Source organism: Rhodoglobus sp. G.S.23 (assembly GCF_056675935.1).
In genome coordinates, this window is sequence record NZ_CM155237.1 from 1933182 (window position 1) to 1958079 (window position 24898).

38 protein-coding genes and 1 tRNA gene are annotated in these 24898 nt (G+C 58.6%); 12 read left to right on the forward strand and 27 right to left on the reverse strand.

The genetic code is table 11. The annotated features are described in order from the left end of the window. Positions 1-7: 7 nt before the first annotated feature. The 11 genes from AC1ENN_RS09350 to AC1ENN_RS09400 all read right to left on the reverse strand — a co-directional run bounded on the left by AC1ENN_RS09350 (position 8) and on the right by AC1ENN_RS09400 (position 7241). On the reverse strand, positions 8-649 hold the full coding sequence (locus AC1ENN_RS09350; protein WP_480391018.1) for a hypothetical protein: 642 nt from the start codon (positions 647-649) through the stop codon (positions 8-10). Between the two features lie 318 nt (positions 650-967). Further along, positions 968-1384, reverse strand: coding sequence for a hypothetical protein (locus AC1ENN_RS09355; RefSeq protein ID WP_480391019.1), 417 nt, complete (start codon positions 1382-1384; stop codon positions 968-970). Then, positions 1381-2757 carry a ParB/RepB/Spo0J family partition protein gene (locus AC1ENN_RS09360; RefSeq protein ID WP_480405924.1) on the reverse strand — a complete coding sequence of 459 codons (1377 nt, stop codon included), beginning with the start codon at positions 2755-2757 and terminating at the stop codon, positions 1381-1383. Before AC1ENN_RS09360 ends, AC1ENN_RS09355 begins: the two co-directional genes overlap by 4 nt. A gap of 24 nt (positions 2758-2781) precedes the next feature. Next, on the reverse strand, positions 2782-3522 hold the full coding sequence (locus AC1ENN_RS09365) for a hypothetical protein (protein WP_480391021.1): 741 nt from the start codon (positions 3520-3522) through the stop codon (positions 2782-2784). 543 nt (positions 3523-4065) lie between these two features. Next, entirely contained in the window at positions 4066-4677 is a 612-nt protein-coding gene (locus AC1ENN_RS09370) for a hypothetical protein (protein ID WP_480405925.1), read from the reverse strand. Beyond that, a complete protein-coding gene (locus AC1ENN_RS09375; RefSeq protein ID WP_480405926.1) occupies positions 4674-4835 on the reverse strand; it encodes a hypothetical protein in 162 nt (53 codons plus the stop codon). The genes AC1ENN_RS09370 and AC1ENN_RS09375 overlap by 4 nt, the downstream gene beginning before the upstream one ends. After that, positions 4832-4969, reverse strand: a complete 138-nt coding sequence (locus AC1ENN_RS09380) for a hypothetical protein (protein WP_480405927.1) — start codon at positions 4967-4969, stop codon at positions 4832-4834. Before AC1ENN_RS09380 ends, AC1ENN_RS09375 begins: the two co-directional genes overlap by 4 nt. Then, entirely contained in the window at positions 4966-5256 is a 291-nt protein-coding gene (locus AC1ENN_RS09385; RefSeq protein ID WP_480405928.1) for a hypothetical protein, read from the reverse strand. Before AC1ENN_RS09385 ends, AC1ENN_RS09380 begins: the two co-directional genes overlap by 4 nt. Continuing rightward, positions 5253-5996: a BRO family protein gene (locus AC1ENN_RS09390; protein ID WP_480405929.1), complete on the reverse strand. Its 744-nt coding sequence runs from the start codon at positions 5994-5996 to the stop codon at positions 5253-5255. Before AC1ENN_RS09390 ends, AC1ENN_RS09385 begins: the two co-directional genes overlap by 4 nt. A 377-nt stretch (positions 5997-6373) precedes the next feature. Beyond that, positions 6374-6556, reverse strand: coding sequence for a hypothetical protein (locus AC1ENN_RS09395; protein WP_480405930.1), 183 nt, complete (start codon positions 6554-6556; stop codon positions 6374-6376). Positions 6557-6968: 412 nt separating this feature from the next. Continuing rightward, a complete protein-coding gene (locus AC1ENN_RS09400) occupies positions 6969-7241 on the reverse strand; it encodes a hypothetical protein (RefSeq protein ID WP_480405931.1) in 273 nt (90 codons plus the stop codon). 128 nt (positions 7242-7369) lie between these two features. On the opposite strand from AC1ENN_RS09400, the gene AC1ENN_RS09405 reads away from it, so the two are divergent. Together AC1ENN_RS09405 and AC1ENN_RS09410 are read left to right on the forward strand one after the other, a co-directional pair. Further along, positions 7370-7582, forward strand: coding sequence for a hypothetical protein (locus tag AC1ENN_RS09405; RefSeq protein ID WP_480405932.1), 213 nt, complete (start codon positions 7370-7372; stop codon positions 7580-7582). Between the two features lie 173 nt (positions 7583-7755). Then, positions 7756-7911 carry a hypothetical protein gene (locus AC1ENN_RS09410; RefSeq protein ID WP_480405933.1) on the forward strand — a complete coding sequence of 52 codons (156 nt, stop codon included), beginning with the start codon at positions 7756-7758 and terminating at the stop codon, positions 7909-7911. A gap of 233 nt (positions 7912-8144) precedes the next feature. Here the strand turns inward: AC1ENN_RS09410 and AC1ENN_RS09415 are convergent, their stop codons facing one another. Next, on the reverse strand, positions 8145-8408 hold the full coding sequence (locus AC1ENN_RS09415; protein WP_480405934.1) for a hypothetical protein: 264 nt from the start codon (positions 8406-8408) through the stop codon (positions 8145-8147). 112 nt (positions 8409-8520) lie between these two features. Between AC1ENN_RS09415 and AC1ENN_RS09420 the strand changes: the two genes are divergently transcribed. Continuing rightward, positions 8521-8784, forward strand: coding sequence for a helix-turn-helix domain-containing protein (locus AC1ENN_RS09420; RefSeq protein WP_480405935.1), 264 nt, complete (start codon positions 8521-8523; stop codon positions 8782-8784). A 97-nt stretch (positions 8785-8881) separates the two neighbouring features. On the opposite strand, the gene AC1ENN_RS09425 is transcribed toward AC1ENN_RS09420, so the two are convergent. Further along, positions 8882-9187, reverse strand: a complete 306-nt coding sequence (locus tag AC1ENN_RS09425) for a thioredoxin family protein (protein WP_480405936.1) — start codon at positions 9185-9187, stop codon at positions 8882-8884. After that, a complete protein-coding gene (locus tag AC1ENN_RS09430; RefSeq protein WP_449647017.1) occupies positions 9165-9443 on the reverse strand; it encodes an oligoribonuclease in 279 nt (92 codons plus the stop codon). Before AC1ENN_RS09430 ends, AC1ENN_RS09425 begins: the two co-directional genes overlap by 23 nt. 66 nt (positions 9444-9509) lie before the next feature. Between AC1ENN_RS09430 and orn the strand changes: the two genes are divergently transcribed. From orn to AC1ENN_RS09450, 4 genes are all read left to right on the forward strand, one after another. Beyond that, the gene (orn, locus tag AC1ENN_RS09435; RefSeq protein ID WP_449647018.1) at positions 9510-10130 is read left to right on the forward strand and encodes an oligoribonuclease; all 621 of its coding nucleotides are present in this window, start codon (positions 9510-9512) and stop codon (positions 10128-10130) included. A gap of 46 nt (positions 10131-10176) precedes the next feature. Next, positions 10177-10252: transfer RNA gene (locus AC1ENN_RS09440), tRNA-His, on the forward strand. A gap of 140 nt (positions 10253-10392) precedes the next feature. Then, on the forward strand, positions 10393-10743 hold the full coding sequence (locus AC1ENN_RS09445; protein ID WP_449647019.1) for a metallopeptidase family protein: 351 nt from the start codon (positions 10393-10395) through the stop codon (positions 10741-10743). Between the two features lie 70 nt (positions 10744-10813). Further along, positions 10814-11404: a hypothetical protein gene (locus AC1ENN_RS09450; protein ID WP_449647020.1), complete on the forward strand. Its 591-nt coding sequence runs from the start codon at positions 10814-10816 to the stop codon at positions 11402-11404. Here AC1ENN_RS09450 and AC1ENN_RS09455 read toward each other — a convergent pair. The 4 genes from AC1ENN_RS09455 to AC1ENN_RS09470 form a co-directional block, all read right to left on the reverse strand. Then, positions 11391-11927: a nucleoside/nucleotide kinase family protein gene (locus tag AC1ENN_RS09455; protein WP_449647021.1), complete on the reverse strand. Its 537-nt coding sequence runs from the start codon at positions 11925-11927 to the stop codon at positions 11391-11393. The genes AC1ENN_RS09450 and AC1ENN_RS09455 overlap by 14 nt on opposite strands. Then, positions 11917-12672 (reverse strand): energy-coupling factor transporter transmembrane component T family protein, encoded by a 756-nt coding sequence (locus tag AC1ENN_RS09460; RefSeq protein WP_480391031.1) that lies wholly within the window; start codon positions 12670-12672, stop codon positions 11917-11919. The genes AC1ENN_RS09455 and AC1ENN_RS09460 overlap by 11 nt, the downstream gene beginning before the upstream one ends. Beyond that, the gene (locus AC1ENN_RS09465) at positions 12669-14033 is read right to left on the reverse strand and encodes an ABC transporter ATP-binding protein (RefSeq protein ID WP_480405937.1); all 1365 of its coding nucleotides are present in this window, start codon (positions 14031-14033) and stop codon (positions 12669-12671) included. Before AC1ENN_RS09465 ends, AC1ENN_RS09460 begins: the two co-directional genes overlap by 4 nt. Positions 14034-14104: 71 nt before the next feature. Then, the gene (locus AC1ENN_RS09470) at positions 14105-14746 is read right to left on the reverse strand and encodes an ECF transporter S component (protein WP_480405938.1); all 642 of its coding nucleotides are present in this window, start codon (positions 14744-14746) and stop codon (positions 14105-14107) included. Between the two features lie 154 nt (positions 14747-14900). Between AC1ENN_RS09470 and AC1ENN_RS09475 the strand changes: the two genes are divergently transcribed. Further along, entirely contained in the window at positions 14901-15827 is a 927-nt protein-coding gene (locus AC1ENN_RS09475; RefSeq protein WP_480405939.1) for an LLM class F420-dependent oxidoreductase, read from the forward strand. A gap of 9 nt (positions 15828-15836) precedes the next feature. Here the strand turns inward: AC1ENN_RS09475 and AC1ENN_RS09480 are convergent, their stop codons facing one another. The 5 genes from AC1ENN_RS09480 to AC1ENN_RS09500 all read right to left on the reverse strand — a co-directional run bounded on the left by AC1ENN_RS09480 (position 15837) and on the right by AC1ENN_RS09500 (position 19764). Further along, positions 15837-16682, reverse strand: coding sequence for a DUF3097 domain-containing protein (locus tag AC1ENN_RS09480; protein ID WP_480405940.1), 846 nt, complete (start codon positions 16680-16682; stop codon positions 15837-15839). Further along, the gene (locus AC1ENN_RS09485) at positions 16679-17125 is read right to left on the reverse strand and encodes a VanZ family protein (RefSeq protein WP_480405941.1); all 447 of its coding nucleotides are present in this window, start codon (positions 17123-17125) and stop codon (positions 16679-16681) included. The genes AC1ENN_RS09480 and AC1ENN_RS09485 overlap by 4 nt, the downstream gene beginning before the upstream one ends. A 125-nt stretch (positions 17126-17250) precedes the next feature. Beyond that, positions 17251-17745, reverse strand: a complete 495-nt coding sequence (locus AC1ENN_RS09490; protein WP_480405942.1) for an SRPBCC family protein — start codon at positions 17743-17745, stop codon at positions 17251-17253. Further along, on the reverse strand, positions 17742-19112 hold the full coding sequence (locus tag AC1ENN_RS09495; protein ID WP_480405943.1) for a glucose-6-phosphate dehydrogenase: 1371 nt from the start codon (positions 19110-19112) through the stop codon (positions 17742-17744). Before AC1ENN_RS09495 ends, AC1ENN_RS09490 begins: the two co-directional genes overlap by 4 nt. 43 nt (positions 19113-19155) lie before the next feature. After that, entirely contained in the window at positions 19156-19764 is a 609-nt protein-coding gene (locus tag AC1ENN_RS09500; protein WP_480405944.1) for a hypothetical protein, read from the reverse strand. Between the two features lie 144 nt (positions 19765-19908). Between AC1ENN_RS09500 and AC1ENN_RS09505 the strand changes: the two genes are divergently transcribed. The 4 genes from AC1ENN_RS09505 to AC1ENN_RS09520 all read left to right on the forward strand — a co-directional run bounded on the left by AC1ENN_RS09505 (position 19909) and on the right by AC1ENN_RS09520 (position 22106). Beyond that, the gene (locus AC1ENN_RS09505) at positions 19909-20349 is read left to right on the forward strand and encodes a hypothetical protein (protein WP_449647031.1); all 441 of its coding nucleotides are present in this window, start codon (positions 19909-19911) and stop codon (positions 20347-20349) included. Positions 20350-20406: 57 nt separating this feature from the next. After that, positions 20407-20736: a thioredoxin domain-containing protein gene (locus tag AC1ENN_RS09510; RefSeq protein WP_480405945.1), complete on the forward strand. Its 330-nt coding sequence runs from the start codon at positions 20407-20409 to the stop codon at positions 20734-20736. Between the two features lie 153 nt (positions 20737-20889). Further along, positions 20890-21639 carry a cytochrome c biogenesis CcdA family protein gene (locus AC1ENN_RS09515; protein ID WP_480405946.1) on the forward strand — a complete coding sequence of 250 codons (750 nt, stop codon included), beginning with the start codon at positions 20890-20892 and terminating at the stop codon, positions 21637-21639. Positions 21640-21686: 47 nt separating this feature from the next. Next, positions 21687-22106 (forward strand): DUF1761 domain-containing protein, encoded by a 420-nt coding sequence (locus AC1ENN_RS09520; protein WP_480405947.1) that lies wholly within the window; start codon positions 21687-21689, stop codon positions 22104-22106. A gap of 45 nt (positions 22107-22151) precedes the next feature. Here AC1ENN_RS09520 and AC1ENN_RS09525 read toward each other — a convergent pair whose 3' ends face one another. From AC1ENN_RS09525 to AC1ENN_RS09540, 4 genes are all read right to left on the reverse strand, one after another. Next, on the reverse strand, positions 22152-22445 hold the full coding sequence (locus AC1ENN_RS09525; RefSeq protein ID WP_480391041.1) for a DUF1905 domain-containing protein: 294 nt from the start codon (positions 22443-22445) through the stop codon (positions 22152-22154). A gap of 65 nt (positions 22446-22510) precedes the next feature. Next, complete coding sequence (locus AC1ENN_RS09530; RefSeq protein ID WP_449647036.1) at positions 22511-23062, reverse strand: OsmC family protein; 552 nt, start codon at positions 23060-23062, stop codon at positions 22511-22513. Between the two features lie 80 nt (positions 23063-23142). After that, the gene (locus AC1ENN_RS09535; protein ID WP_449647037.1) at positions 23143-24537 is read right to left on the reverse strand and encodes an MFS transporter; all 1395 of its coding nucleotides are present in this window, start codon (positions 24535-24537) and stop codon (positions 23143-23145) included. A gap of 26 nt (positions 24538-24563) precedes the next feature. After that, positions 24564-24896, reverse strand: coding sequence for a glutamyl-tRNA amidotransferase (locus tag AC1ENN_RS09540; RefSeq protein ID WP_449647038.1), 333 nt, complete (start codon positions 24894-24896; stop codon positions 24564-24566). Positions 24897-24898 lie beyond the last annotated feature (2 nt).

A 24898-nucleotide genomic window follows, 5' to 3' on the forward strand; every position in this document is an offset into this window, starting at 1 on the left:
AGGCCGGCTACTGCATATCGGCCGGGTCGAGCTCGTCCGCTAAATCGTCCTGCTCGATCATCCCCCGCATGTAATTGCTGTACCGGAGGCGTGCAGTACCGCACGCGCGGCACGGTTTCGCAGTACCGTCTGGATGTTTCGGACAGAACGGAGACATATCCTCCGGAGCGGGTCGCGAGGTGCTCCCCTCGCCACTCTCGTCGCGCTCGGCGCGCACTCTCTCGTACTCGCCCACACCCTCGCTCTCTCCTCTCCCCTCTACCGCGAGCGGGTCGCGAGCCATTCGCGAGCCATTCGCGAGCGGGTCGCGAGGAGGTTTCGGGACCTTCGACTCCGTCGGCTTGTCCACACGCTGCCACCCCAACCAATCCGCGATCGCGTAATACGTTCGAGAACCCACCGTGTACAGCCGCAGATACTCCGCGTCGGCCAAAAGCACCAAGTGATCCTCGATCGACTCCGACGACACCGCCTCCTCCAACGGCCACAGCGCCGACTTCAACAGGGCTGCGTTGCACGACTCGTTCCCGAAGTCGTCCGCGAACATCATCAACCCCAGAAACGTCATTCGAACCGGCAACGGCAACAGAAGGAAGTCCTCCTCCTGAAAGAACTTCGGTCGCACCGACCGGATCCGACTGATAGCCATAACGCTTTATCCCTCTACAAATAGTCCTCACAGCAAAATGGAGCTGCTCGGTCGTGACACGGAAACATTCCGTGAAACCCGAACCCCGCGGCAAATGATGCAACGCATCACCCCACGACTGAAAAGCACGCTCAAACGTGGCATCCATCTCAGCCAGGGCGCCCTGCTCCCACGACGACGGAGTATCGCGCAACAGCGATACAACCCGGCCGCCCATCGCCGTCAACGACCACACACGGCGCATCGAATGAGCCCGCCCCACCTTCAACACCCCCGTCTCCGGCCAATGGATCGCATACAACATCGCAGAATCCGAAATCATGACCGCACCTCCAACTCGTTCGACAGAGCACCAATCAAATACATGAACTCGAGCGCCGTCAGCTCATCAACGGGCACACGCTGATCGCCTTCGAGACGAAACCACCCGTCCGCGTACTCCACAGGAACAAGGCGCGGATCGCGAGAAGAGTTCCTCGAACGCACCAACCCCCGGCCCGTGCAGAAACGGGCAAAACCTGCATCCGACGTCGCCAACGTGTTATGGCCATTGCACATCGACACCAACAGATCAGGAGTATCGAACAAGTGAGAGCCACCCATGCCACGGCCCACCGTGTGCTGCAGCGTGAGAGGGCCCGAACACTTGTCGAAACGGTGATCGACCTGCGTCAGAACACACATGTTCCCGTCGCGGTTATAGACCGTCGCCCGGGTCAACGCCGTAACAGTCACGCTGCACCCTCAACAGTCTCGATGGTGTAGCCGGCAGCAGTGCGCTCAACATCCGAGAGGACGTAACCCCACTTCTCAAGCTGCAACAAATACGGCTTCGTCGACGCCTGATCCCAGCCCTTACGGTCAAACTCATACCCGCCCTCAACATTGCCGAGGTACGCAGCTAGGCCAATGTGCAGGGCTCTAGTCGGCGCCTTCGCTAAGTGCTTCTCGACAGTGCTGCGCTGCGAATACGAATCCGCCGGTTCCTTCAAACCCAGAATCGCCAACGTCATCCGCCACGGACCCGCACCACCCACGTTGCTATCCAACAAACGCGCAATCACCAACGGCTCCCAGCCCTTCGGCAGCGCCTTCCGCTTCACCAGATCCTGCAAGAACTCCATCCGCAACGCAGAAGCTGCAACCCACGACTTCGTGGTCTCGCGTGCAACACGACGAGCAACCTTCTCTGCCTCCACCTCTGCCGGCGTCGTCGCCCTCGACACACCACCGGAATAGCGAGAGAACAACCCCAAAGCTTCCCATCCCTTGATCGCGTACCCGATCTTGGGCACCCGGTTCTGGCCCTCCCACGTGAACGACACGAACGCACAAAGACCATCACCCGCGAGCGTCACGAGCTCCTCGTGCAGCAAGTCGGACACCTTCTTCGTTAGCTTCTCGTCCGTGTATAGGAAAGACACACTCTGAGGATCCGACTGGTTGTAATCCGGTTCCTGGATTACGGTCAGTCCGTTCTCTTCAAGAGCAGTGACCAACGGTGCCGCCTCAGCAGCATCGTGGAACTCCTGCGCGCGAGCACGAACATCCCACTGGCGACCATTCGCGATCAGCTCAAGCAACGACTTCTGCTGCTCAGGCTTATCCTCGAACTCAGCAACCGTCAGAGCCATATCGAATCTGACCTTCTCCGATGCCAACAGTTCCTTCGCGGCCGCCGACTTGCCCACCACAACGGACTGCTGAACGAACTCGCTATCGACGCCCAACTTCTTTGCGATCGCCGGAACCTTCATATCGAACAACGCGAGATCCGTAATCGCATCCCGAGTGTCCTTCTCCGACACATCCTCGCGGTGCATATTCACCACGAGCTGCTCAATGATGCGCTCCTGATCATTCTCAAGCGGCGCAGTCACCCACACCGGCACATCCGCAAGCTCCACCTCGACCGCAGCAAGAGTGCGACGCTGCCCATCAACCACCTCGAGGCCCGCCGCAGTGCGATCGACAACGATCGGAACTAGAACCCCGTGCTCCTTGATGGAATCCAGAAACGACGGCAGCAACAAAACATCCTTACGAACGTTCGCGCTCACCAACAGCGTCTTCGGGTCGACCATCTCGATACTCGTACCTACAGTCATTGCTTACTCCTTGTCTCGGATGGCCTAGGCCACAATCAGTTCGTTATCCGCGCCTGCAACAGCGGCAAGTTCAAGTTCCTGGCGGTTGCGCCACACCGTGCGGTCAGCGAGATGTAGCTGCCCCGCGATCCGAGAATCGGACCAGTGCAACGAGTGAAGACGACGTATCGCCGCCTGCCTCTCCCCATGTGAGAGCCGAATGCGCTCACCCGAAATAGCGAGCTCAACAGCGACGTCGTCAATCTCGTCGGAGCGGCCCACATAGCGCGGCTCATGGTCCGTGTCGATGTCGTCCCACGCCAACGGCGACAGCCACCGATACTTCGCTGCCAGCGCACGAGCGTTATCTGCCCACGCACCCTCCGGACGCACCGCCCACAACTCAGAAAACGCGGTCACCGCGAGCGCCGCGGTGTTTGCGGATACTCGAGGGTTTTTGCCGAAGACGAGTTTGTGGAAGTTGCCGGGGTGCATGTTGAAGCGGTGCGCGAGTTCTGTTTGGGTGTGGCCCATTGCTATTAGTGCCTGCACGCGGCGGACTGTTCCCGTGCTCGGCAGCAGTGCCGGCTCGATGTCTTCGGGATCTAATGCCAAGATGCGTTCGGCGAATTCGGCTTTGGTTGTGCGTGCACCACGCGTCGCCGGCTCGTGTTGCTTCGCTGCGCCACGGCGCCCATACATGATGTCCATGACAGAACCGCGAGGGACGTCGGACGCATCGGCTACACGTTCCAGACCGAAGCCGGCGTCTCGCAGTTCAATCAAACGATCACGGACTACGGTCGCGTCCGCGCGATCCCCAAGTATTTGATTCTCGCGGCCGTAAGCTCGGAGACGATTGCGACGTCGTTGGCGTTCCATGTGGCGGGCATGAACACAAGGTGCACATCTGCACCCGTGCTCGAGCCAGCATGTGTCAGCGTCGTGGGGATGCTCGGGCGGACACAACTTCTGCTGTTTCGCCTCACGGCTCGACGGTGGCAACTCACCACCAGCACGCCACGCAGCAAGGTAATGCTGCCGGCACAGACCGCGCGCGGTGATCTTCTTTGAACAATCGGCTCCGGAACACTCCCGAGTAGCCATCAGTCGCTCACCCGCTCAGCACCATCACGCTCAACGCACGCAGCGATCAAGTCATAGACGCCACCCACACGCTGCAAAGACTCGACAACTTTCGTCAGCTCCGCGCGCGTCACGACGCCACCGCCCCAAAGACCGGAACGATCACATGCGCAAGCCGCCACACAACAACCGCCGCCAGCAGCGCCAGAACGACCAGAACAGGAACAACAACCACCGGGCGCCTCACCAGACACCACCGCGACGGTCGAAACGATCCGCCTCAACATCCATGTCATAAATACCGAAACGAGAAACCGTCGCCAGCTCCGCCGCCGTCAAGACCTCAGACAACGACTCGATGACACTCAGATCCCAAATGCAACCCGACGCACAATCCCACCCGGAATACCAAGAAAGATTGAACCTTGCCGCTGCCTGATAAGGAGCGATCACAATGCCCGCGAACAGTTCAGCTACCCGCCGCCAATCGATCGCTTCAAACGAACGGTTCCGCAAGCTCAAACGGGACTCGAAAAGAACAGGCGCCTCGACTGCGAACCGAGCATGAAACTCAGCGAGCTCGACAGCATCGTTGATGAAAAGCACATTCGCCGACGACGTCAGAGTCACGGTCTGCGAAATCTCGAGACTGTCAACATAGAAGTTCTCGCGTAGACACCAGGAATACCAGTCGTCATCACCGGCCGCGCTCACCCAAAACCCATTCGGCTTCTCGTAGGTGTCCGGCACAGGCTGCGGGTACTCGATCGAGCGATCTAACTGAAAGCGCTGCGCTGAGTAATGCACCAAGCGAGCAGGGAACGACGTCGTGTCCTGAGACATCAGATCAGTCACCAGGTCACCCCCGTACTTAGGAGTGCGAACCCAGCCGAGACGATCACGTTCAGCGCGAGCAGGATGGTGCCCACCAGAAGAACCGGCGCGAGACGGTAGTAACCCTTCGGAGCTGGCACAAACTCGCCATGCTCACACGTATACATACGGCGACTCACGAGCGCGCCTCGCGTTCAGCACGAGCACGACGAACCGACTCGCGGCGGGAAAGCACCCACGCCAAGATCGACGGCACACCGATGATCAGCGCGAACACAACAACACCAGGCGCAGCAATCTCCATCGGGCTCACGAGCTCACCACCCACCGATCCGGCCAAATCGCATGTTCCAACCGAGCCACCCGATCCCGCAACACCGCGAGCTCATCCACCGGTGCAGCACCCGCCGCCGGAAACTGCACCGGCAACGAACGCACAATCTCAAATGCAACGCCCGAATGGCGACCGGCATCAACTGCAGCCGACCGCGACAGATACCCCGACGCACGCCCCAAAGACTCACCCGGGCACACCAACGGATCACCCGACAGTGACGTCACCTCCTGCCAAGCAACAGCGCGATACAAATAGACCTTCATGAGACTTCCCTCTCCAACGCCGCTTCCAGACGATCAACAAGCCACTCAAAATGTTCAGGACGAACCTTCGTCGTGAAATCAGTCACCAAAACACCCGCCGAGTTCTCATGCGTCGACGGCACCTCCTTGAACCGATGCGCATACTGCCGCATCGGCGCACGTGAAAAGCGCTGAATGATCCCCATCCGGCGCAACGTTTCGAACGCTGTCTGGCGACCGATGCCCACCTGACGTGCAGCGACCTCGATCTTGATCAACGACGACGAATCCAAGAACCGATCGAACGCCTCCACCTTCGGAGCGTCCTGCTGCACCTTCGCCTCAAGCACAAGGTTCGATTCCTCACGCGCGACCAACGCCTTTAACGCCGACAGATAATCAGCAGGAACCTCGAACTGTCGCGCCGGCAGCGCATACGACCCCGTCTGACGGATCTGAGGCAACACCTCTCGAGTAACCCACCGACGGAAGCTCTTCGCCTCAGGCTTATCGCTCCGCAGAATCAGCTCATACAAAGCCGACTCGTCAATGACCGTGACCGACTGCCGCCGCCTCAACGAATCGGTGATGTCCGCCAGACGGACACCATCCTGATCAAGACGAGCCGTAGCGTTGCGGCCATTGACAATCCCAAGAGCCTTAGCAACATCAGACGCAACCCACCACGGATCGCCATCGACCATCACGACACGAATATCTAGCCCGTCACGGCGGAAGATGCTAATGTCTGTGTCTGACATGGGAAACTCAACTTCCTGTGTTGTAAAGGCCCCGTCTACAGCGGGGTCTTTCGCTTTCTCTGGAACAAATCTGGGGATCAGGCGGCGACGAAAGTCGATCCCATCAACAAGCCGCCGCCTGACTATTCAGTTGTGTGCCCGTTACTCCTTGCACCGATGGGCTTCGGCGACCACGACCTGGCAGAAGGGAACAACCCGCCAAACCGCGCAAGCCCTCTAAATAGGTGAAGCCGGGCGGGTACTCCGCAGTGTTTGAGAACATGCCGCCGCACGCTCCCCGCCCGGTGCGGCCAGCTTCGGGGGAAGCTCGACGGCCGACAATCCCCCGGAAACAGCACCAACTCGGGTCAGCACTGCGGGAGAAGAATTAGAGAGGGTCACTGAGAGTCAGCTCCCTCAGCACGCCCGATGTGACGTGCTTGCCAAACGTTTGAGATCCAGATGATCGCAAGGAACGGTGTCAGAATCGCAACCGCAGTGAAACCTGCCACCGACGCACCCACAGCGATCAGGAGTAACCCAAGAGTGCCGAAGGCTACATTCGCCCACACGAGCTTCACGCGGAATCACCACGAGCGGTGGGCGATAAGATCGCGAGCATGCAACTGACAGAACTGTCTGATGTTGACTGGGGCGCATTCTGGGGTGCAACAACCGCCGCAGCGACCATTGCAACAGCAGTTTCCACAGCAGCGGTGTTGTATTTGCGTAACCGCGACAGGCCGTGGCCAGAATGGTTGCTGACTTTGCAAACCGACTTACCATTCGCGCACCACGGAGAACAAACCGAGATTCCCAAAACCCTCGTGAGTGGGAACCTGACCAATGTCGGGGATGGGCCCGCGTTCGTCGTTCGGATTTCTGGCGACGAATGTGTTGTGAGCATCGCCGGTGGCTCACTCAAAGTTATGCCGACGGGCGGCGACTGCGGGATGTACATCCAATCCATAGAGACAGGTGCCTCAATAACGATCACTTGGCTCGCCTCCCCCACACGTCGCGGACAGCGGTGGACGCAGACGATATGGCTCGACGAGCAAATACCAGAACTTCCCCAACCCGGTAAAAGTCGAACTCTTCGCTCGCGAAAACGAACACCCAGACGAGTGCCACGAGGTAAGAAATAGCGAGAATAATAACTGCGAACCAAGGCTGATCGAGGGTAACGGCAAGAATTACGCTCGACACCGCGGACAGGAACCCGATAGTGAGAATCAACAGCGCAGTGCGCTCGAGATGAATCACGCGGAATCACCACCCGAAGGTGCCACCGACGTACCCAAAGGAGAACGCACGTCGGTGGCGTCTCCTACAGTGCCCTTATCGGCATCAGATGTAAGCGCATCTGAGCCAGCAACTGAAGGAGAAGAATCATGGCTGTTATCAACATCAGCGGAGCCCAGATCGACTGCACCGACGAAACTGCAACCGCACTTATCGCGCGCTTGCGAACGCTCAAGCCCGGCGAGGTCGTCGTCTGGGAGAATGACCCCGTTAACCCCAGCATCTATGCTCGGATCCCGTCTGAGGCTGGCGTCTCTATTGCTTTGGACACTGCCGATCCTCTGAAACGCGACAATCTGTAACGCCAATTCTTTGATGGTGGCGGCAGACAGTTTGATGATGATCACGCTGCATCACCACCCGAAGGTGCCACCGACGTGCCCAAAGGAGAACGCACGTCGGTGGCGTCTCCTACAGTGCTCTTATCGGCATCAGATGTAACAGCATCTGAGCCAGCAACTGAAGGAGAATTCTCATGGAAAGCAAGCAATTCGACGACCTCGTTGAGGAGATCGGCACAGCGGCGCATTTTGCTCAGGAGGCCGCTATCAGTGGCGGCAGAGTCGAATCTAAGCTCGATGAGATCATCAAACTTCTGAAGTTGATCCGGTCGGATCTCCGGCGAAACTAGTTGCGCACGAGCTCGACGGTGCGTTTCAATACGCAACGCGAGCCGTCGAGCCTTCTGTGCTACCTCTACTTCTTCCTCAGCGGTGAGGATCAAGGGCTCTGATACCGGGACATACGCCTTGGGCTCAGATTCTGCTTCGCGACGAGCCTGCGAATAGTGAAGGCGTGCCGTACCGCAGGCGCGGCATGCCTGGTCCGTGCCGTTTGGGTGTTCGCTGCAGAACGGTGACATGTTCATGCTGCGTCACCACCGCGAGCGCCAACCTTGACCGTTGCTGGTTGAGAACCGCGAGCGGCGGCTTCTGCGAGCGCCTTATCGCGTTTTGTTATGAATCGATCAACTGCGCGCGCGTCGAAGAATTGTTCGCCCCGATCGCCTGATGCAGTGAATTTCGGGACTAGCCACCCCTGCTGCACTGCGCGAGTCAGGCTGCTGCGGTTTTTCCAGCCGACGAGAGCCACAACTTCGGCTGCTGGTAGGAGATTGTTGATTGCCATGGCATGACCGTAAGTCAATAATTGATTTAATGCAAACACATTTCATGGAGCGCTGCATTTGATATTGCGTTATTGATTGACGCTACGCGGGTTTTTGTGCAATAGTCATTGCATGATAGAAACAGTAAACAAGCGCTGGGAAGCGTTGGAAGATCATCAGGGCGATTGGATGAAAAGAGCCCTCGTCTTCGCCGGAATTAACGGCAAAACAATGGCTGACTACCTTGACGTCGACGTGGCTACCGTTAGCCGCTGGATTAACGGCAAGCTCAAGCCGAGCAAGCAGACGCTGCGGTTATGGGCGATGCGCACCGGGCTCCCACTGTCTTACTTGGAAGAGGGCATCAAGCCCACAGAAGAGCGCACTTCAGATTAGAAGGCTCCTGCTCTATCCCCTGAGCTACGAGGGCGGGGTATACGGCTTAAACGATAGCGTGTCGGCGATAGCGTGTCGGCGATAGCGTGTCGGCGCGCTACATCGCTTTCGCGAGCGCAACCAGCATCTGATTCACCGTCGGTGCGCCCTGCGCCCGAAAAACTTCGTCACCGTTGGCGGAAACAATGACGATCGTCGGCGTTGAGACAATACCTGCGCGCTCCGCCTCATCAGGGTGGCGGGCCACATCCAACTCTGCGTAATCGACCTTCGTCACGAGCTTCGACACCTGATCAAGGGTGTTGCGGGCCGTTGTGCACGGGTCGCAGAAAGCCGACGAAAAGAAGAGAACTGTCGGCCGTGTTTCTTCGGCGTCGGGCTTAGAGGTCGTTTCGTTCGTCAAGGTCTTCCAAGGGGTCGCTGTCTGCTTTATCCCACGTGTAGGTCACGTGAACTTGTTCGCCGACCTGTTTGGCAACAGGGGCGTCATAACGCAGCTGAGTTTCTGACCCTTCAGCGTCTGCCGCAATCAGGGTCACATAATCATCCCACCCTGCTTCGGTTGCAATGCGCTTGTCGTTCTGGCCGTCGTAGGGGCCGCCGACGTAAAACACGATGTACTCGTCGCCGTGCGCGAGCGTGGGAGTTGATTCGGTCATGCCCCAGTTTTACCAGACAAGCTTGAACGAACGCTGGCGACACCGCATCAACGGTAGAATCGGCCCATGGCATCACAAGCTGAATATCTGGTCTGGATCGACTGCGAAATGACGGGACTGGATGTCGCAATCGACGAACTAGTCGAAGTTGCGGTGGTCATTACCGATTACGATCTCGTTCCCGTCGATGAGGGAATGACAATCGTCATCAAACCTAGTGCGGCAGCTCTCGCCAATATGGGTGAATTTGTCACGCAAATGCACACCTCTAGCGGCCTTATCGATGAAATGCCTCATGGCGTTTCGCTTGCGGACGCGGAATTCGCCGTTAACGAATACATCGTGCGCTACGTTCCCAATCCTCGCTCGGCGCCGCTCGCCGGCAACACCATCGGCACCGACCGCACTTTCTTGGCCAAGTACATGCCGCGCGTCGATTCGCACTTGCACTACCGCAGCATCGATGTCTCATCGATCAAGGAACTCTCACGCCGCTGGTTCCCTCGCGTGTACTTCAATGCTCCGGCGAAAGATGGCGGACATCGCGCCCTGGCAGACATCCTCGAGTCGATTCGCGAGCTCGAGTACTACCGCAAGGCAGTCTTTGTTGGAGAGCCGGGCCCCACTACAGATCAGGTCAAGATAATTTCTGCTGACGTAGTGGACGGATTTGCCTCGCGACTGTAATACACTTGTAGAGTTGCTTATCGCCGAAAGGTGAAAAACAACCTTGGTGGGCGTAGCTCAGTTGGTAGAGCGCTGGCTTGTGGAGCCGGAAGTCGCGGGTTCGAGCCCCGTCGTTCACCCCAAGAAAATAGTGGCTTGGCACGCGAGATTTCACCCGGTGTAGATTTCACCCGGTGTGATTTCTTTCAGTGCCAAGTCACTGTTTTGTTTAACGCGATGTTGTGCGCGATTCGTCCCCAGCCTCAACTGACAAGCTATACCCATGGAAACTCTCGACGAGAAACAGTTTGAGGCCCTCGTCGTAGAAGGCCTCGACGCTCTTGATGATGAAATTGTCGATGGTTTAGAAAATGTTGTCTTTGTCACCGAGAGCCGTCCAGAGGATGGGTCTCTCAACGTTCTCGGACTTTATGACGGAGTTGCCCTAACCGAGAGAGGTCAGTACGGGTTTGGCGAGCTGCCCGATCGCATCATCCTGTTTCGAGAACCGCTTCTGGCAATCTGCGAATCACTTGACGAGCTGAGAGCGCAAATTCACGTCACTCTGGTGCACGAAATCGCGCACTATTACGGCATCGATGATGAAGAGTTGCATGAACTCGGATGGGCGTAGCGCCCGTTAGGCTGTCTTGCGGTCACGACCGCGTAGGATTTCGTGAGTGTCCCGGTTTTCAGGAGGATTGATGATTTCGAGCAAGCGCTCCCGTGCGTTGTTGTTGGCGCCCGCAGTACTGCTGGTGGTGTCAGGTTGTGCCCTGATCGAACCTGCAGACACCAGCGAGCCTCCCACAGCAATGCAGGTGTGTGCTCTCGGTCACACGTGGGAACTCGACACCACTGACCTTTCCGAAAAGCTCCTCGTTGAATTGCCCATTGAGGGCGTTCCGGCTAGCGCTGTTGAGCCAAGCGGTGGGCAAACGTGGACGTGGAAGGCGAACGGCGATCTGACGATCGATTCCGATCTCACCTTCACGATTACGGCGGCGCCCAAGAAAGATCAGGTCATGATCATCACACAGGCGTACACCGGCACTGTCACGGGCAAGGCCCTCATCAACGTGGATGTCGCAATCCCCCGTGACTGGGATGTCTCAAACTACGAGAACACGACTTCGGCGGTGTTGAATGACGAGCCAGTTGAAGAGGTTCCGTACACGATTCCGCGCAGTGACTTCGATGACATGCTCGGCTTGATCGTGACGTGCGAATCAGACGTTCTGACAGTCAACCCCCGCGGAACGGATCTTATTCAGCGCTGGACTAAGGCCAGCTAGCAGCACGAGCTCCATCACGGATCTCCTTGGCGAGATCTTTCGGGTTTTCTCTGGCGATGAATCGAAGCTCTTGTTTCGCCCAACGTTCCCAGTGCGGAGCGTACGCTTCACCGTCCCGTTCCAGTGCACGTTTCTTGCGGCGTGAGTCGTCGAGTTCTACCCAGATTGTGTGATCTGCGAGTGGCTGCGAGGCGCGGCTTAGCGCCCCAACGCCTTCAATGACGATCGGGCGATTGGGGTCGAGCTCGTGCCACTGTCCTGCCGTGTTCCTCTGCCAGTTCCACTCTCGCCAGCGCAGCGAACTCAGAATTTCGGGAACCATTGCGCTCGCCTCGTCGAGCCCGTCCCACCCGGGGTAGAAGTCGTCGAGCTTGATCAATTGCACCTCAGGCCAGGCCAGTGCGATGGCTCGCCCCAGTTCGGTCTTTCCGGAGCCGGAACGGCCGTCGATGAGGCAACGCCAGTGCGCGCTAGGGGCACGATCCGCGGTGAACCGCGCTCTGGTGTCATCGCTAACCGACAATGAAGTTCCAGCTCCCTGAAATTACGGCCACCGCAGTAGCAATCAAACCAATAACGGCACCGACCCCTAAAGTTACCCACTCGGCCGCGCCCCAGCGAGATTCTCGCGCCCACGTTCGCGGAGTATCGCCGCCGAAACCTCGGGCTTCCATCGCGATCGACAGCTTGCTTCCCCGGCGAATCGAGAGCACCAAAAGAGCAAAACCTTGACCGGCAAGCCGACGGATGCGCCCGCGGTCAGCAACACCGCGCGCACGCCGCGCTAGCTCGAGGGAACGCCAATCTTCCAGAAAGAGGCCAACCATCCGAACGGCGGCAAGGGCTCCGAGTACAAAACGGTCAGGAAGCCTCAGCCGCTGAGAAAGTCCGTCAGCGAAGTCGGTTGGATCAATCGAGATGAACAGCACCACCGCGGGAAGTCCGATTGCGAGAACACGCAGGAAGGTTGCCAGCGCGAGCTCGATGGATCCGTCACTGATCCTGATGAGGAGAAACTCAAAATACACGTCACCGTCATATCGGCCGTAGAGCAGGATCGTGACTGCAGTCAGCGGGGCGGCGATCCACACTGGCAGAGTGCGCAACCAGAAACGGCGAGGCTCGATTCCCAGAAAGACAATGATTGCGAGTTCCAGCACGAGTGCCGTGCTGGCAGACACCCAGTCAATGGTGACGATCAAAAACAGGCTCACGATAAGGCCGGCACCAAGTTTTGCCACAGGGTTTACCGAGGATATCGGGATCACTTCAGCACCACCGTGTCGTCCGCGAGCGCGTCGACAAACTCCAGATCGTGACTGACAGCAATCACGCTGCTGCCGTCATCCACGAGTCGAGCCAGTAGCGCGAGCAATTCGCTCCAGGTTCGTGAGTCTTGACCAAACGTGGGTTCGTCGAGCACGAGCACTTTCGGGCGCGTAGCGAGCGACGTGGCGACGCTCAACCGACGCTTCTCGCCTCCCGAGAGTGTGAAGGGGTTGGCTTCGGCGAGCCGATCAAGCCGCAACCGTGTGAGCAACTCGTCAACCCGAGCATCCACTTCGATGTCGGAAAGTTTGAGCGCCCGGGGGCCAACTTCAAGTTCAGCGCGCACAGTATTTGTGAGTAACTGGTGTTCTGGGTCTTGAAACACGGTACCGATGCGGGTGAGCAGTTCGCGCGACTTCCAGCGGATCGGATGCTCGCCGGCACCGCTCGCGAGAGCAGCACTCGCCACCACGGCACCACTGACGGGGGGAAGCAAGCCGCCCAAAGTCATTGCCAGCGTTGATTTGCCAGCACCGTTAGGTCCAGTGATCGCGAGAGCCCGACTGCTCATCACGTCAAATTCACGAGGGTCACCAAGCGCACTTTTGCCGCGACCAAATGCTAGCTGTTCAGCTGTCAGAAGTGACTGTGGCGCTCCACGTTCGGCACGGTGAGGGCGCTCGGGAGGAAACCGGGGAACCCAGACGCCCCGCGCCGCAAGCTCGCGCCCCTGACGCGACAACACCTCAGCGGGAACACCGTCGGCGATGACACCCCCACCAGCAGCAAGAACAACAACGCGGTCGACGACGTCACTCCACACGGCAACACGGTGTTCGACAACCACAATCGTGGCCCCTGTTGCTTCGGCAACCCGGATCACAGCATCCCGAACCTCGATTACCCCTGCGGGATCGAGATTGGCTGTTGGCTCATCGAGAACGATAAGACCAGGTTGCATAGCCAGAACCCCAGCGAGGGCGAGTCGTTGCTTCTGGCCCCCGGATAGTGCACTGGTGTTGCGATCAAGGGAAAGGTCAAGCCCTACAGCCACGAGACTGTCGTGAACGCGCCGCCAAATCTCATCACGAGGCACACCGAGGTTCTCGCAACCGAAGGCAACGTCGTCACCGACGCGCTCCAAAATCACTTGGCTGTCAGGGTCCTGAATGACGAGGCCCGTTCGGCCACGGTGCGCTGCCGGATGCTCACCGTCAACACGAAGGAAGCCTTCCGACTCCCCCTCGTCGTCTCCAACTACCCCGGCAAGGGCATGGAGGAAGGTTGACTTTCCCGCCCCAGACTCACCAAGGAGCAGCACTCGTTCGCCGGGGTCAATGCGCAAGTCAAGACCACGCACGGCCCAAGCGAGCCTGCTGGAGTGGCGCCACCCCCATCCCTGGACGGTGACGCCAGCAGGCTTTATCGAGGTCAGACCCGCTTCGCAATCTCACGACCAGCGCCGAAGCGGCTAAGCGCTCCGGTCGCGGCGAGACCTCGAGTGGCAAGCCACGACAGGAGACCAGCGACCAACATGCCGCCGATGATCGCTGAGATAGTATAAATGATGGCGAAAATCGTTTCTGCGCCCGGGTACCAGAGTGTGAGGTCCGTAATCGCTAGGGCGAGACCTGCGCCTCCACCAGCAAGCACAGCGCCGCTAGCACGCCAGTTAGCGTAGAGGAACGCCGCAAACACAAGCTCGGCGCCAAGGCCCTGCGTTAGACCGCTGACAAGCGTCAGCGCACCCCACTGGTTTCCGATGAGCGCGGAGACTGATGCGGCAACCATTTCGCCATAGATCGCGGCACCCGGTTTGCGAATAACGAGTGCGGTCAAGACGCCGGCGAAAAGCCAGAAACCGTAGCCGAGCGACTGCAGTCCAGGAAGAAGCGCCTCAAGTGGTGCCGTAATGGGTGAAGAGACAATGTTCCAGACAACAAAGACGAGGCCGCTTGCGACGCCAATAACGCTCGCAACGACGATATCGATGACGCGCCACTGAAAACGCGATCCAGTCGTGGTGGATGGGGAAGAAGATGGTGCTGTTGTGGTCACTTTCGTGCCTTTCATTTGATGAATGGCACGGGTTCTAAGAGTGTCTGCTCCCTGCGCTGGCATGATCCAGATCAGGTTCGACGGTCGAAGCTTGGAGAAGCTCCCTCTCAGCCCGGCTCACCGGACTCCCGTGTTCGCCACCCAGTCTAATCATCAATAGGCTCAGGATATGGATTTCCGCATTTTCACCGAACCGCAAAATGGCGCTACCTACACCGACCAGCTCACTCTCGCGCAGGCGGCAGAGAAGCTTGGTTTCACCGGCTACTTCCGCTCTGATCACTACCTGACAATGGATGACCGCAATGGTGGGATGCCCGGACCCACCGATTCCTGGACGACGTTGGCAGGGCTCGCGCGCGAAACTTCCACGATCAGATTGGGCACGCTGGTGTCGTCGGCCACTTTTCGGCATCCGGGAATCCTGGCGATTCAGGTAGCGCAGGTTGACGACATGTCTGGCGGACGAATCGAGCTAGGGCTTGGCACTGGCTGGTTCGAGCGCGAACATGACGCTTACGGCATTCCTTTTCCTGCGAAGCGATTCGGGATGCTCGAAGAGCAGCTTGACGTGATCACCGGCATTTGGGGCACCGACCCGGGAAAAACCTTCTCGTATGACGGAAAGCACTACCGGTTGAACCAGTCCCCCGCGCTTCCCAAGCCTGTGCAGAGCCCACTGCCTATCATCATCGGCGGCAGCGGCCCGAGCCGCACACCAGCGCTCACCGCAAAATTTGCCAGCGAATACAACGCTGGGTTCGCGACCATAGCACCCCTAAAAGAACGAATCGATCGTGTGCGCGCCGCCTGCGAGCACTTCGACCGTGACCCCGAAACACTCGTGCTGTCGATCGCTGGCACGACCGCTGTCGGCGCAACAGAAACCCAAATCGACACGCGTGCCACGGCCGCAAACAGCGCCCCGACCGCGCTGCGCGCCGGAGGATTCGCCGGTACAGCGAGCGAGGTCGTTGACAAGATCTCGGAGCTTCAGACGTTGGGCTTCACGCGCGTGTACTTCCAACTCATGGACTTCCACGACCTCGACCAGCTCGATTTCCTCGCCCGCGAAGTACTACCCCAGCTCGACTAGGGTCGCCCGCTACGATTCCTGATCAACCGTAACGAAGTCGATCAGCTGTTCTACCCGCCCCAAGAGCGCAGGCTCGAGGTCAGAGTAGCTCGCAACTTTCGACAGAATGTGCTGCCAGGCTCGCGCGATGTCGGCTTGATCGTTGTGGGGCCAGCCGAACGCTTCGCAGATTCCGTGCTTCCACTCGGTGCCTCTAGCGATGGTGGGCCAGGCAGCAATTCCGAGACTCTGAGGCTTAACTGCTTGCCAAACATCCACAAATGGATGCCCGACCACGAGAGCGTACTTTCCGTACTTTCCGCGGCCAACGGCATCCGCAATTCGACTCTCCTTTGAGCCAGCGACGAGGTGATCGACAAGGATTCCCAGCTTGCGTTCGGAGGTCGGGGCGAAGTCTGCCACGATCGCTTCGAGGTCATCAATGCCACCGAGGAACTCCACGACAACGCCCTCGGCTCGTAGGTCATCGCCCCACACCCGTTCGACGAGTTCTGCATCGTGACGGCCTTCGACATAGATGCGACTCGCCAGCGCGGTGCGCGCACGCTGTTCTGGTGCTGCGCGCGAGCCTGATGCCGTCGTGCGGGGGGCCGAGGCTTGGGCAACCGGCTTGGTCAGCTCAACAGAAACACCGTCGATGAGGTAGCCGCGTCCGAGCGGAAATGCGCGGGAGCGACCGTGGCGGTCCTCGAGCTCGATGAGGCCGTTGGCATGCCGCACGAGCGCCCCAACGTAACCGTCGGCGATGACTTCGATAACCATCCCGGACTCGATGGGGACTTTGGGGAGAATAGTTGGCGTGCGTTCGCGCCGAAAGTCAGCGAGCACATCATTCGAGTAGCGGTCGTCGGTCACCGATCGAGGTTAAGCGGTGTCGCCGAGTTGCTGGCGGAGGCGCGTCGGTTCGACGAAAGGTTGCGCACGGGTTTTGCGACCGCAGAGCTGTTGGCGCGCTGCGAGTGTTCCCACCACAGTGCGACTCCGGCTGCGGATGAAACACCAAGCCCGGCGCCGAGAGCGGCCAGCAGGATGTCGGTCACATTCGCGTAGCCCGCGGGCATCCATACGGTCTGAGCGGCTTCAAGCCAGGCGGCAGCTACCACGCTAAACGCGAGCGCTGCCCACCACCGACGGCGCCCAAACAGGCACACGAGAAATGCTCCGACGGGGATAAAGGCGAGGATCGGCCACAGCCAATAACGGCCATTAGCGCCGGGAGCGCTCACGAATGCGAGACTCGCCAGCACGGCAAAGTAGAGCGCGGCGCACAGCGCAACTACGAATCTCGATCGGAACATACTCACATTGTGACAACCGCGTCTTTGTGCGAGTTGTGAGAAGGGTGCATGCCCGGTGTGAACAACCCCGAAAATGACAACGATTCGGTAACCAAGTCGCTGTAACGCGCGCCGCTCCTGAGTTTCTAGCGCGCTGCGAGGCGCTCAATCTCTCGAGCGATCGGAGGAAGCACTCGCCGCATGTAGCGAGCCCACCACAGACGCACGATCAATTGAACGATCCCGCCGCGAGCGGGACGAGCAAAAAAGGTATATTTCCAGCGGATAATCGAACCGCTTGATCGAGGCTCAAATCGCCACTCCGCACGCGCGCCCGAGACGAGAGTGCCGAACAGTTTCTGGAACTCCGTCAGCTCATAGGCGAAGAGCGTTGACACCTCAGTGTCGGTAATCGTTTCGATGACGTGACCACCATCAGAGAGCAACAGAGTGCGTGTACGCCCCACCGTGTTCCACTCGCCAGACTGATCGCGCACGTCGACAACTGCCGGCAACGGGCCAAAGCGAGGATAAAACTGGGTGGGATCAAGGGGGCAAGAGAGTTCGTAGGCTTGCTTCGCCGTGGTCCGCACGAGAGCATCGGCGGATGCACTGATGCCACGCCCTCGCTGCCCGCTCACGTTGTGCTCCACGCTGTCGGGCCCTGTGAGCCTGCCGGATATTCGTCGAGAGGAACACGATTCTCCCGAAAAGCATCAATCACCGGAGTGACGATTCTCCAGCACTGTTCAGCAACATCTCCGCGCACAGATAACACGGGATCGCCATCGATAAGCGAGGCGATTACTTCACCGTAAGCGCTCATGGCAGGGTCTCCGAGCGTCGTCGAAAGCTTGGTGCGGTCAAGAGTGAACGGATCACCCTCGCCATTGACGATGAGATCTAATTCAAGTGTCGCGGGCTTAATCGAAATAGTCAGCTGAGCGGGATCAGCCATCCCCGTCAGCCCCCTCGGCAAGTGGGGAACGGGCGCGAAAGTGATGACAATGTCCTGACGGGCCTCTCCCATAGCCTTCCCCGACCGCAAGATGAATGGCACCCCTGCCCACCGCCAGTTGTCGATCTCAAAGGTCACTTCGGCAAGGGTTTCCGTGCCGAGCGCCGGGTCGACACCGTCTTCATCGACGTAGGCAGGCAACTGCCGATCGCCAATGGTCCCCGCCGTGTATCGAGCACGCCGAGCGCACGCTCCGTCTGCCGTCTGCACCCTGGTCGCCCTCAACACCTGGGCCATCGCCCCACGGAGATCTTCAGAACCAACACTCGCCGGCGGCTCCATTGCGGTCAACGCGAGCACAAGCAAGAGATGGCTCTGGATCATATCGACGACAGCGCCGGCACGGTCGTAATAGCCTGCTCGCCCTTCGAGAGCCAGCGGCTCGTCGAAAATCAGCTCAACTTTCGCCACATTCGGTGCACCCAACAATGGTTCAAAGACACGGTTGGCGAAACGCAGCCCCAAGAGATTCAAGACGGTGGACTTGCCAAGAAAATGATCGACTCTAAAAATTTGTTCTTCTGGCAGAATTCGTTCGAGAAGCCGATTGAGTTCGCGAGCGCTCGCCTCGTCAGTACCGAACGGCTTTTCTAAGGCGAAGACAATCCCTTCAGGGAGTTCTTCGTTCGCCAGCGCAGTGCACACCGTGTGGGTTATCGCCGGTGGAAGCGCAAAATACAGCGCCACTCTTCCCTGCGCTTCGGCAAAGACATCCCGTAACTGTGCAGCGTCTGTGACATCCGCGCGCACGTAGCGCGCACCGCGAACGACCTCGGCTGACGCCGCTGACTCTTGGGCCGCGAACGACTGAGCGACGCGGCTCTTCCAGGCCGCATCATCCATCTCTTGTCGATCAACACCGATGAGGGTCAAATTCTGCGCCTCATCACTCGCCAAAAATGAGGCAAGACCCGGCAAGAGCAAGCGAGACGTCAGGTCTCCCCCAGCCCCCAAAATAATTAGTGTCTCGATACGTTTGAGTTCAGCCATGACACGCTCTCCTGATCAGTTGTAGCTACCAGCTCTCCGAGCCCTACTCGCTAGGCGCGGAGGCACCAGGCGCTTGAGCAGGGACTGCCGTTGCCGACGCTGTAGCAGTCGCTCCGGCAAATTTGGAGGCTGACCCGCGACGGGACCACGCCATCCACCACCACACCAGAGCACCAACAATGGCGGAACCGACGACGCCAACGAGCGGACCAAGCAATACGGGGCCAGCAACGTTGGTATCGGTAACACCGGCTGCGATCGACAGGTAGACGACGAATAGCGGCACATCAAGAACGGCAACGATCCCGAGGGATTGGAACGTGACCAGCCAAGGCTTTCGCACGGTGCCACGTTTCAGAATATATCCACTAGCGAGCGCTGCGAGCGCAATGAGGATGAGAGCAACGACACTGAGAACGATGACGATGACACCGAGCACTCCCCCGGCACTACTCAAGAACTCTCTGAGTGCGGGGATATCTCCAAATAGTCCGCCAACTCCTTGTGCAGTGCCGCCGAGCACAAGCGTTATCCCGCCACCAAGGACCACAAATCCAACAAGGAGCCAACCGAATGAGAACAGTACGTGTCCCACCGCTCCCGCGACCAAAGAATGGCTACGTTGTGCACTGCTGAGCTGCGCTTTTTGCATGATTAGACGTTAGCGCAGCGTCACTAAACCCGTCGAGAAACGCTCGAAAGTGATCGAAACGCCCTGAGCGCCCGTGACACCAAAACGCGGGTGATTTGGGCGCTTCGTGGGACAAGGAGGGTATGGAGTCGCTACGGTTTGGATATGCAATCGTGGAGGGACGCGCTCAACGCCGACGAACAAGCCGACGTTGATCGAATTCTCGACTCCGCTCTTCATGTGGCCAGAACGAATCTTGGTCACGCCAGTGAGTTCATGACTTTCGCTCTCATGACTGACGGGAGCGGTCGAGTATTAGAGATGACAGCGGATGACGCGCTCCGTAAAAAACACCCGAACGCTCAGGCGCTCTTGAATCAGACGGTCACGCAGTTGCGTCAGATGGCGAACATCTCCCGCTGCAGTGCCATTGTTTCGAACACGCGCCTCGCAGCCCAGAAGACGGATGCCATCGAGGTGCGGATCGAACACCGTGCTGGTGCGGCGCTCATGGTCTTGCTGCCATACACCCGGGCCCGATTTACCGGGGCGCTCACCTTCGGCGACCTCAAACTGTTTTCTCACAAAGCCGAAGTCTGGGTATAGCCCGAGAATTGAGCTGAGAGCGAAATAAATTCGCGGCTCTATGGGTTACTGATCAGCATGAACAAGCAGATTCTTACGATTGTGGTTGTCCTCGCTGTTGTTATCGGTGGTGCGCTCGTCGGTCTTTCGATCGGCACGGCCCAGGACCCCACGGACTCCGCAGAATCGAGTTCATCGTCAGGAAACGCGGGTGATGAGACCAGCCAGGTCGTCGCCAACGATGGAGGCGGCGCCTACGTTGAGTACAGCCCCACAGCGGTTGCTGATGCTGAGGGGCGAGTACTTCTGTTCTTCCACGCCACGTGGTGCCCGCAGTGCGTTTCGATTGACGGCGACATCAACTCCGAAGGCGTTCCGTCTGGCGTCACTATCGTGAAGGTCGACTAAGACTCGAACCAAGACTTGCGTGCTCACTATGGAGTGACCCAGCAAACGACTTTCGTTGAGGTCGATGCGAGCGGCGAAAAGCTTCAAGAAAACTTCGTAGCGTACTCTGACCCCACACTCCAGACTGTCCTTAACGCACTCCTCTAGGCCGCAATGCTCAGTCTGATTCTGCTCTCCTTCGTTGCGGGAGTGCTCACTGTTGCCGCACCGTGTGTTCTTCCGTTACTTCCCGTAATCGTGGGTGGATCGATCGCCCGCACAAGCAGCGATGCAGCAGTAGCAGAACGCCAATGGTTCCGCCCCGTCGTAATAGCCCTCAGCTTGGCCGGATCCGTCGTCGTCTTCACGCTGTTACTCAAAGCGACCACAGCGTTGCTTGGCGTTCCCCAACTCGTCTGGCAGATTATCGCCGGCGGCATCCTCGTGATCTTCGGCCTTACCCTCGTGTTCCCCTCGCTCTGGGAACGCTTCATGCTCGCCACGGGCATCCAAAATCGGGCCAACGCCATGATGAACCGCTCCTACTCACGAGGCGGACTTGGCGGCGATGTGATGCTCGGAGCAGCGCTAGGGCCGACATTCAGCAGCTGTTCCCCCACCTACGCCTTGATCTTGGCCACGGTATTGCCCGTGTCGTTTGGGGAAGGACTGCTGTACATCGTGGTGTACGCGATTGGTCTTGCAATCGCTTTGCTGCTCATCGCATTCCTCGGTCAAGCATTTGCTCGCAAGCTGGGATGGTTGGCCAACCCGAATGGCGCCTTCAAGCGCGTCGTCGGCATAATTCTGATCGTGGTCGGCGTTGCCGTGATCCTTGGTCTCGATAAGCAATTTCAGAGTTTCGTTCTCGAGCAGGGCTGGTACGACCCCATTCAAAGGTTCGAAGAAAGCATCACTCGCTAGCAGCTAGCGGAGTAAGATTCGGGGCACCACAATCACAGGAGATTGCCATGGCTCCCGAAATCAACTACATCGCGGTTGTGCTCGCGACACTGTCAAGCATGCTTGTCGGCACTGTTTGGTATTCGCCACGAGTATTCGGCAACTACTGGATGAAAGCCGCCGGAATTACCCCCACCGGAAACGCAGCCGATGCCCTGCGCCCCATCCTTGTCACCGTCGTCGTGAGCTTCATCACGGCCTGGGTCCTCGCTGGCGCAGCATTTATCGCCTTCGACTTCTATGGCGGCAGTTTCTTCTGGAACACGCTCTTCACGAGCATCATCCTGTGGGCTGGTTTTACCGCCGCCCGCTTCATTACCCACGACCAGTTCGATGGTCGCCCAAACGGTCTCACTGTGCTGAACATCGGTCACGAGTTCGTCACGCTCGTCATCATGGCCATAATTATTGGTGTCTGGCCCGCCTAGCAGGGCGACGACCTCGCGCCCGGGCCTTCCCGCCCTCAGAGCAACCTAGATAAGCTGGATCGTCGCGTTGACTGTGTCACCGGGCTCGATGCCCTCTGCGCGACGCACAGCGATTTTCACTGGCAACGAGAAGCCGTCATGACTGCTGCTGGGAAAAATCGACGTGCTCCACGTTGTGGAACCAATCGTGACGACTACCGCCACCGACCCGAAACCTCGCGGAGGTGTTGGCACATCGCGAACGTTGGCACCCACATCCGGCGGCACCTGTAAAAAGAAGACGTTCGGCTTCGCATCCCACTCTGTCAACGCTGAACTGAACTCAAACGACGGCTTCATAGCCCCGAGAGTAGTACTGCGCACCGCGCGGCTCTACCAGTCGATCGCCGCTGCCGCACTCCTAACTAGCCTTTGACCACCCGAGTGGTGATGGGGGTGGGGTTGGCGAAGAGATCCAGAACGGGGCAGTGCGCGTCGACGGCCTCACGGAGTTCGTCGTAGCGTTCTTGGGATTCCGGCCCGGTGATCGTGGTGAGCAAACGAATGCCACCGAAACCATTGCGAACGGTGTCATCAATGCCAAAGAGACCGCGCACGTCGAGGTCACCCTCGGCCACAACGGAGATGTCATCAACGCGAATGTCGAGCGCTTGGGCATAAAGGCGGAAGACAACTACCTGACAGGCGATGAGGGCACCGAGAGCGATTTCGACGGGGCTTGCCGCAAGATCGTCACCCGCGAGTCCCTCAGGCTCGTCGATGCGGAAAACGTGTTTGCCCGCTTTCAGTACCGTGCCCACTGAACCTTCGCCCTCCCCCGTGACCGTGTACGTGAGATCTGCTGACGCAGGCTTTGCCGCAATCCGTGAGTTCCAGGCTTGGCCAGCCGCGGTGAGTCGAGCGGCCCGGTCAGCGGCAAGATCAGTGGTCGAAGTTTCGTTAGTGAGAAGTGTCATGTGGCGAAGGTAATCGCAATGCGTATTCGACGTTCGAGTGTGACGTAACAGCCCGACACACTCCTTAACAATTCGCCGCCCTAGATGCTCTTCGCCCGCACACGCCCAGCGACCACGATCCCCGCAAGAGCGAAAACAGTGGCAAGCGCAAGAGCAGCAACAAACCCTGCCCCGTTCGCGAGCCCGCCAACCGCACTAAAGACGAGACCACCGAAAGCGATGGCGATCGCCCCACCCGCAGCATCCGAAATTGACAGCGCAGCGCTATTGAATCCTTGATTGCTGGCGGTCGAGTGGGCAAGAACCAGCGTCGAAATGCGAGGAAAAGTGATGCCCATTCCCGCGCCAGCCACTAACCATCCGATCGCAGCGACCCACACCGAAAGCGAAAAGTAGGCCGTCACGAACTGGGTAGCGATTCCCACACTCAGCAGCAGAGCGCCAACAACTACGACCGTTTCATGAGCCACAGTGTCGTTCAATCGCCCTTGTAGCGCAGAACCTGCGGCCCACGAAACCGCCCCGACCGTGAGGATGAGACCCGCAAGCCATGGCGGCAAGCCATAGCGTTCGTTGAGAAGATACGGGAGGTAAACCTCGGTCGAAAAGAATGCAGCGGCAAAGAAACCGCGCAGCACAATAGTTGCCGGAAGACCGCGACGGAAACGTAGTGCTCCGTGAGGGAGCAATGGCCGCAGCGCAACAATTGCGATCACCAATGCTCCGACAGCGAGCGGCCACGCAAACACACCACCGCTCTCACCACCCAAGCTGATGCCGATGACCGCAAGCGCGGCTACCAGCGCCCACGCAATTGCACCGCGACTCGCCGTCTGCTTGCCGTCAAGAATCGGCTCCTCCAATAATGCGCGCACCGCGGGAAGTATCGCTGCAGCGGCCCCGGCAACCAGAACAACCACGCCAAAGAACACCCAATGCCAGCTCACCTGAACAGCAACAACCCCGGCCAATGGCGGGCCAATCAATGAAGGCAAGACCCACGCAGAGGCAAAAAGTCCAAAGATTTTCGGATGCAGCATTGCCGGATACAACCGCGCAACCACCACATAAAGCGAGACAATGAGCGCGCCGGAACCCAGCCCCTGCAAGAAGCGACCCACGATAAAAATACCCATGGTGCCAGCGAAACCCGCAACGAGAAGGCCGACTGTGAACACGAGCATGGCAGCGATCAGTGGACGAGCGGGCCCGGTACGGTCAGACCATCGACCTGCCAAGACCATCCCGATCACACTAGCCGCGAGAGTGCTCGAAAAAGCAACAGAATAGAGCGACTGACCATCAAGATCGCGACTAATCGTCGGCATGATTGTCGTCACCGCAAGCGTCTCAAACGCGCCCAAGAAAATGAGCGCGAACGCTCCAATTGTTGTCCACATCAGCTGTGGCGCAAAGATGCTCGTCGGAGCGGATTCAGCGCTGGATGGTTGCGCTGCCGAAGACGTACTGGTCATCTGGTTTATGCTCTAGTGCTTTCGGCTTAGGAGATTTCAACGATGGTGCCTTGGCCGAGCTCATCGGCATCAGCATCCGTCACCATGGCGAAAACGCCAGTAGGAATTCCGGGAAGATTGGCTACCCGATTCGCGATACCCGTCAGGGTCGACTCGTCGGCACCCGTAATCACGATGACATAGGCATCGTTGAAAACATCGCCCTCTTCAACAACGAAAATTTCGCCGGCCTCATCGAGTTCCGTCGTGAACTCCACCAGGGTCTCAATCCACGGAAAACGGGTCTCCCCCTCGGCCGCATTGGCGTCAGGAGTGAGAGGAACATGGACTTCAACAACAAGTTCAGCAGATTCAGACATGA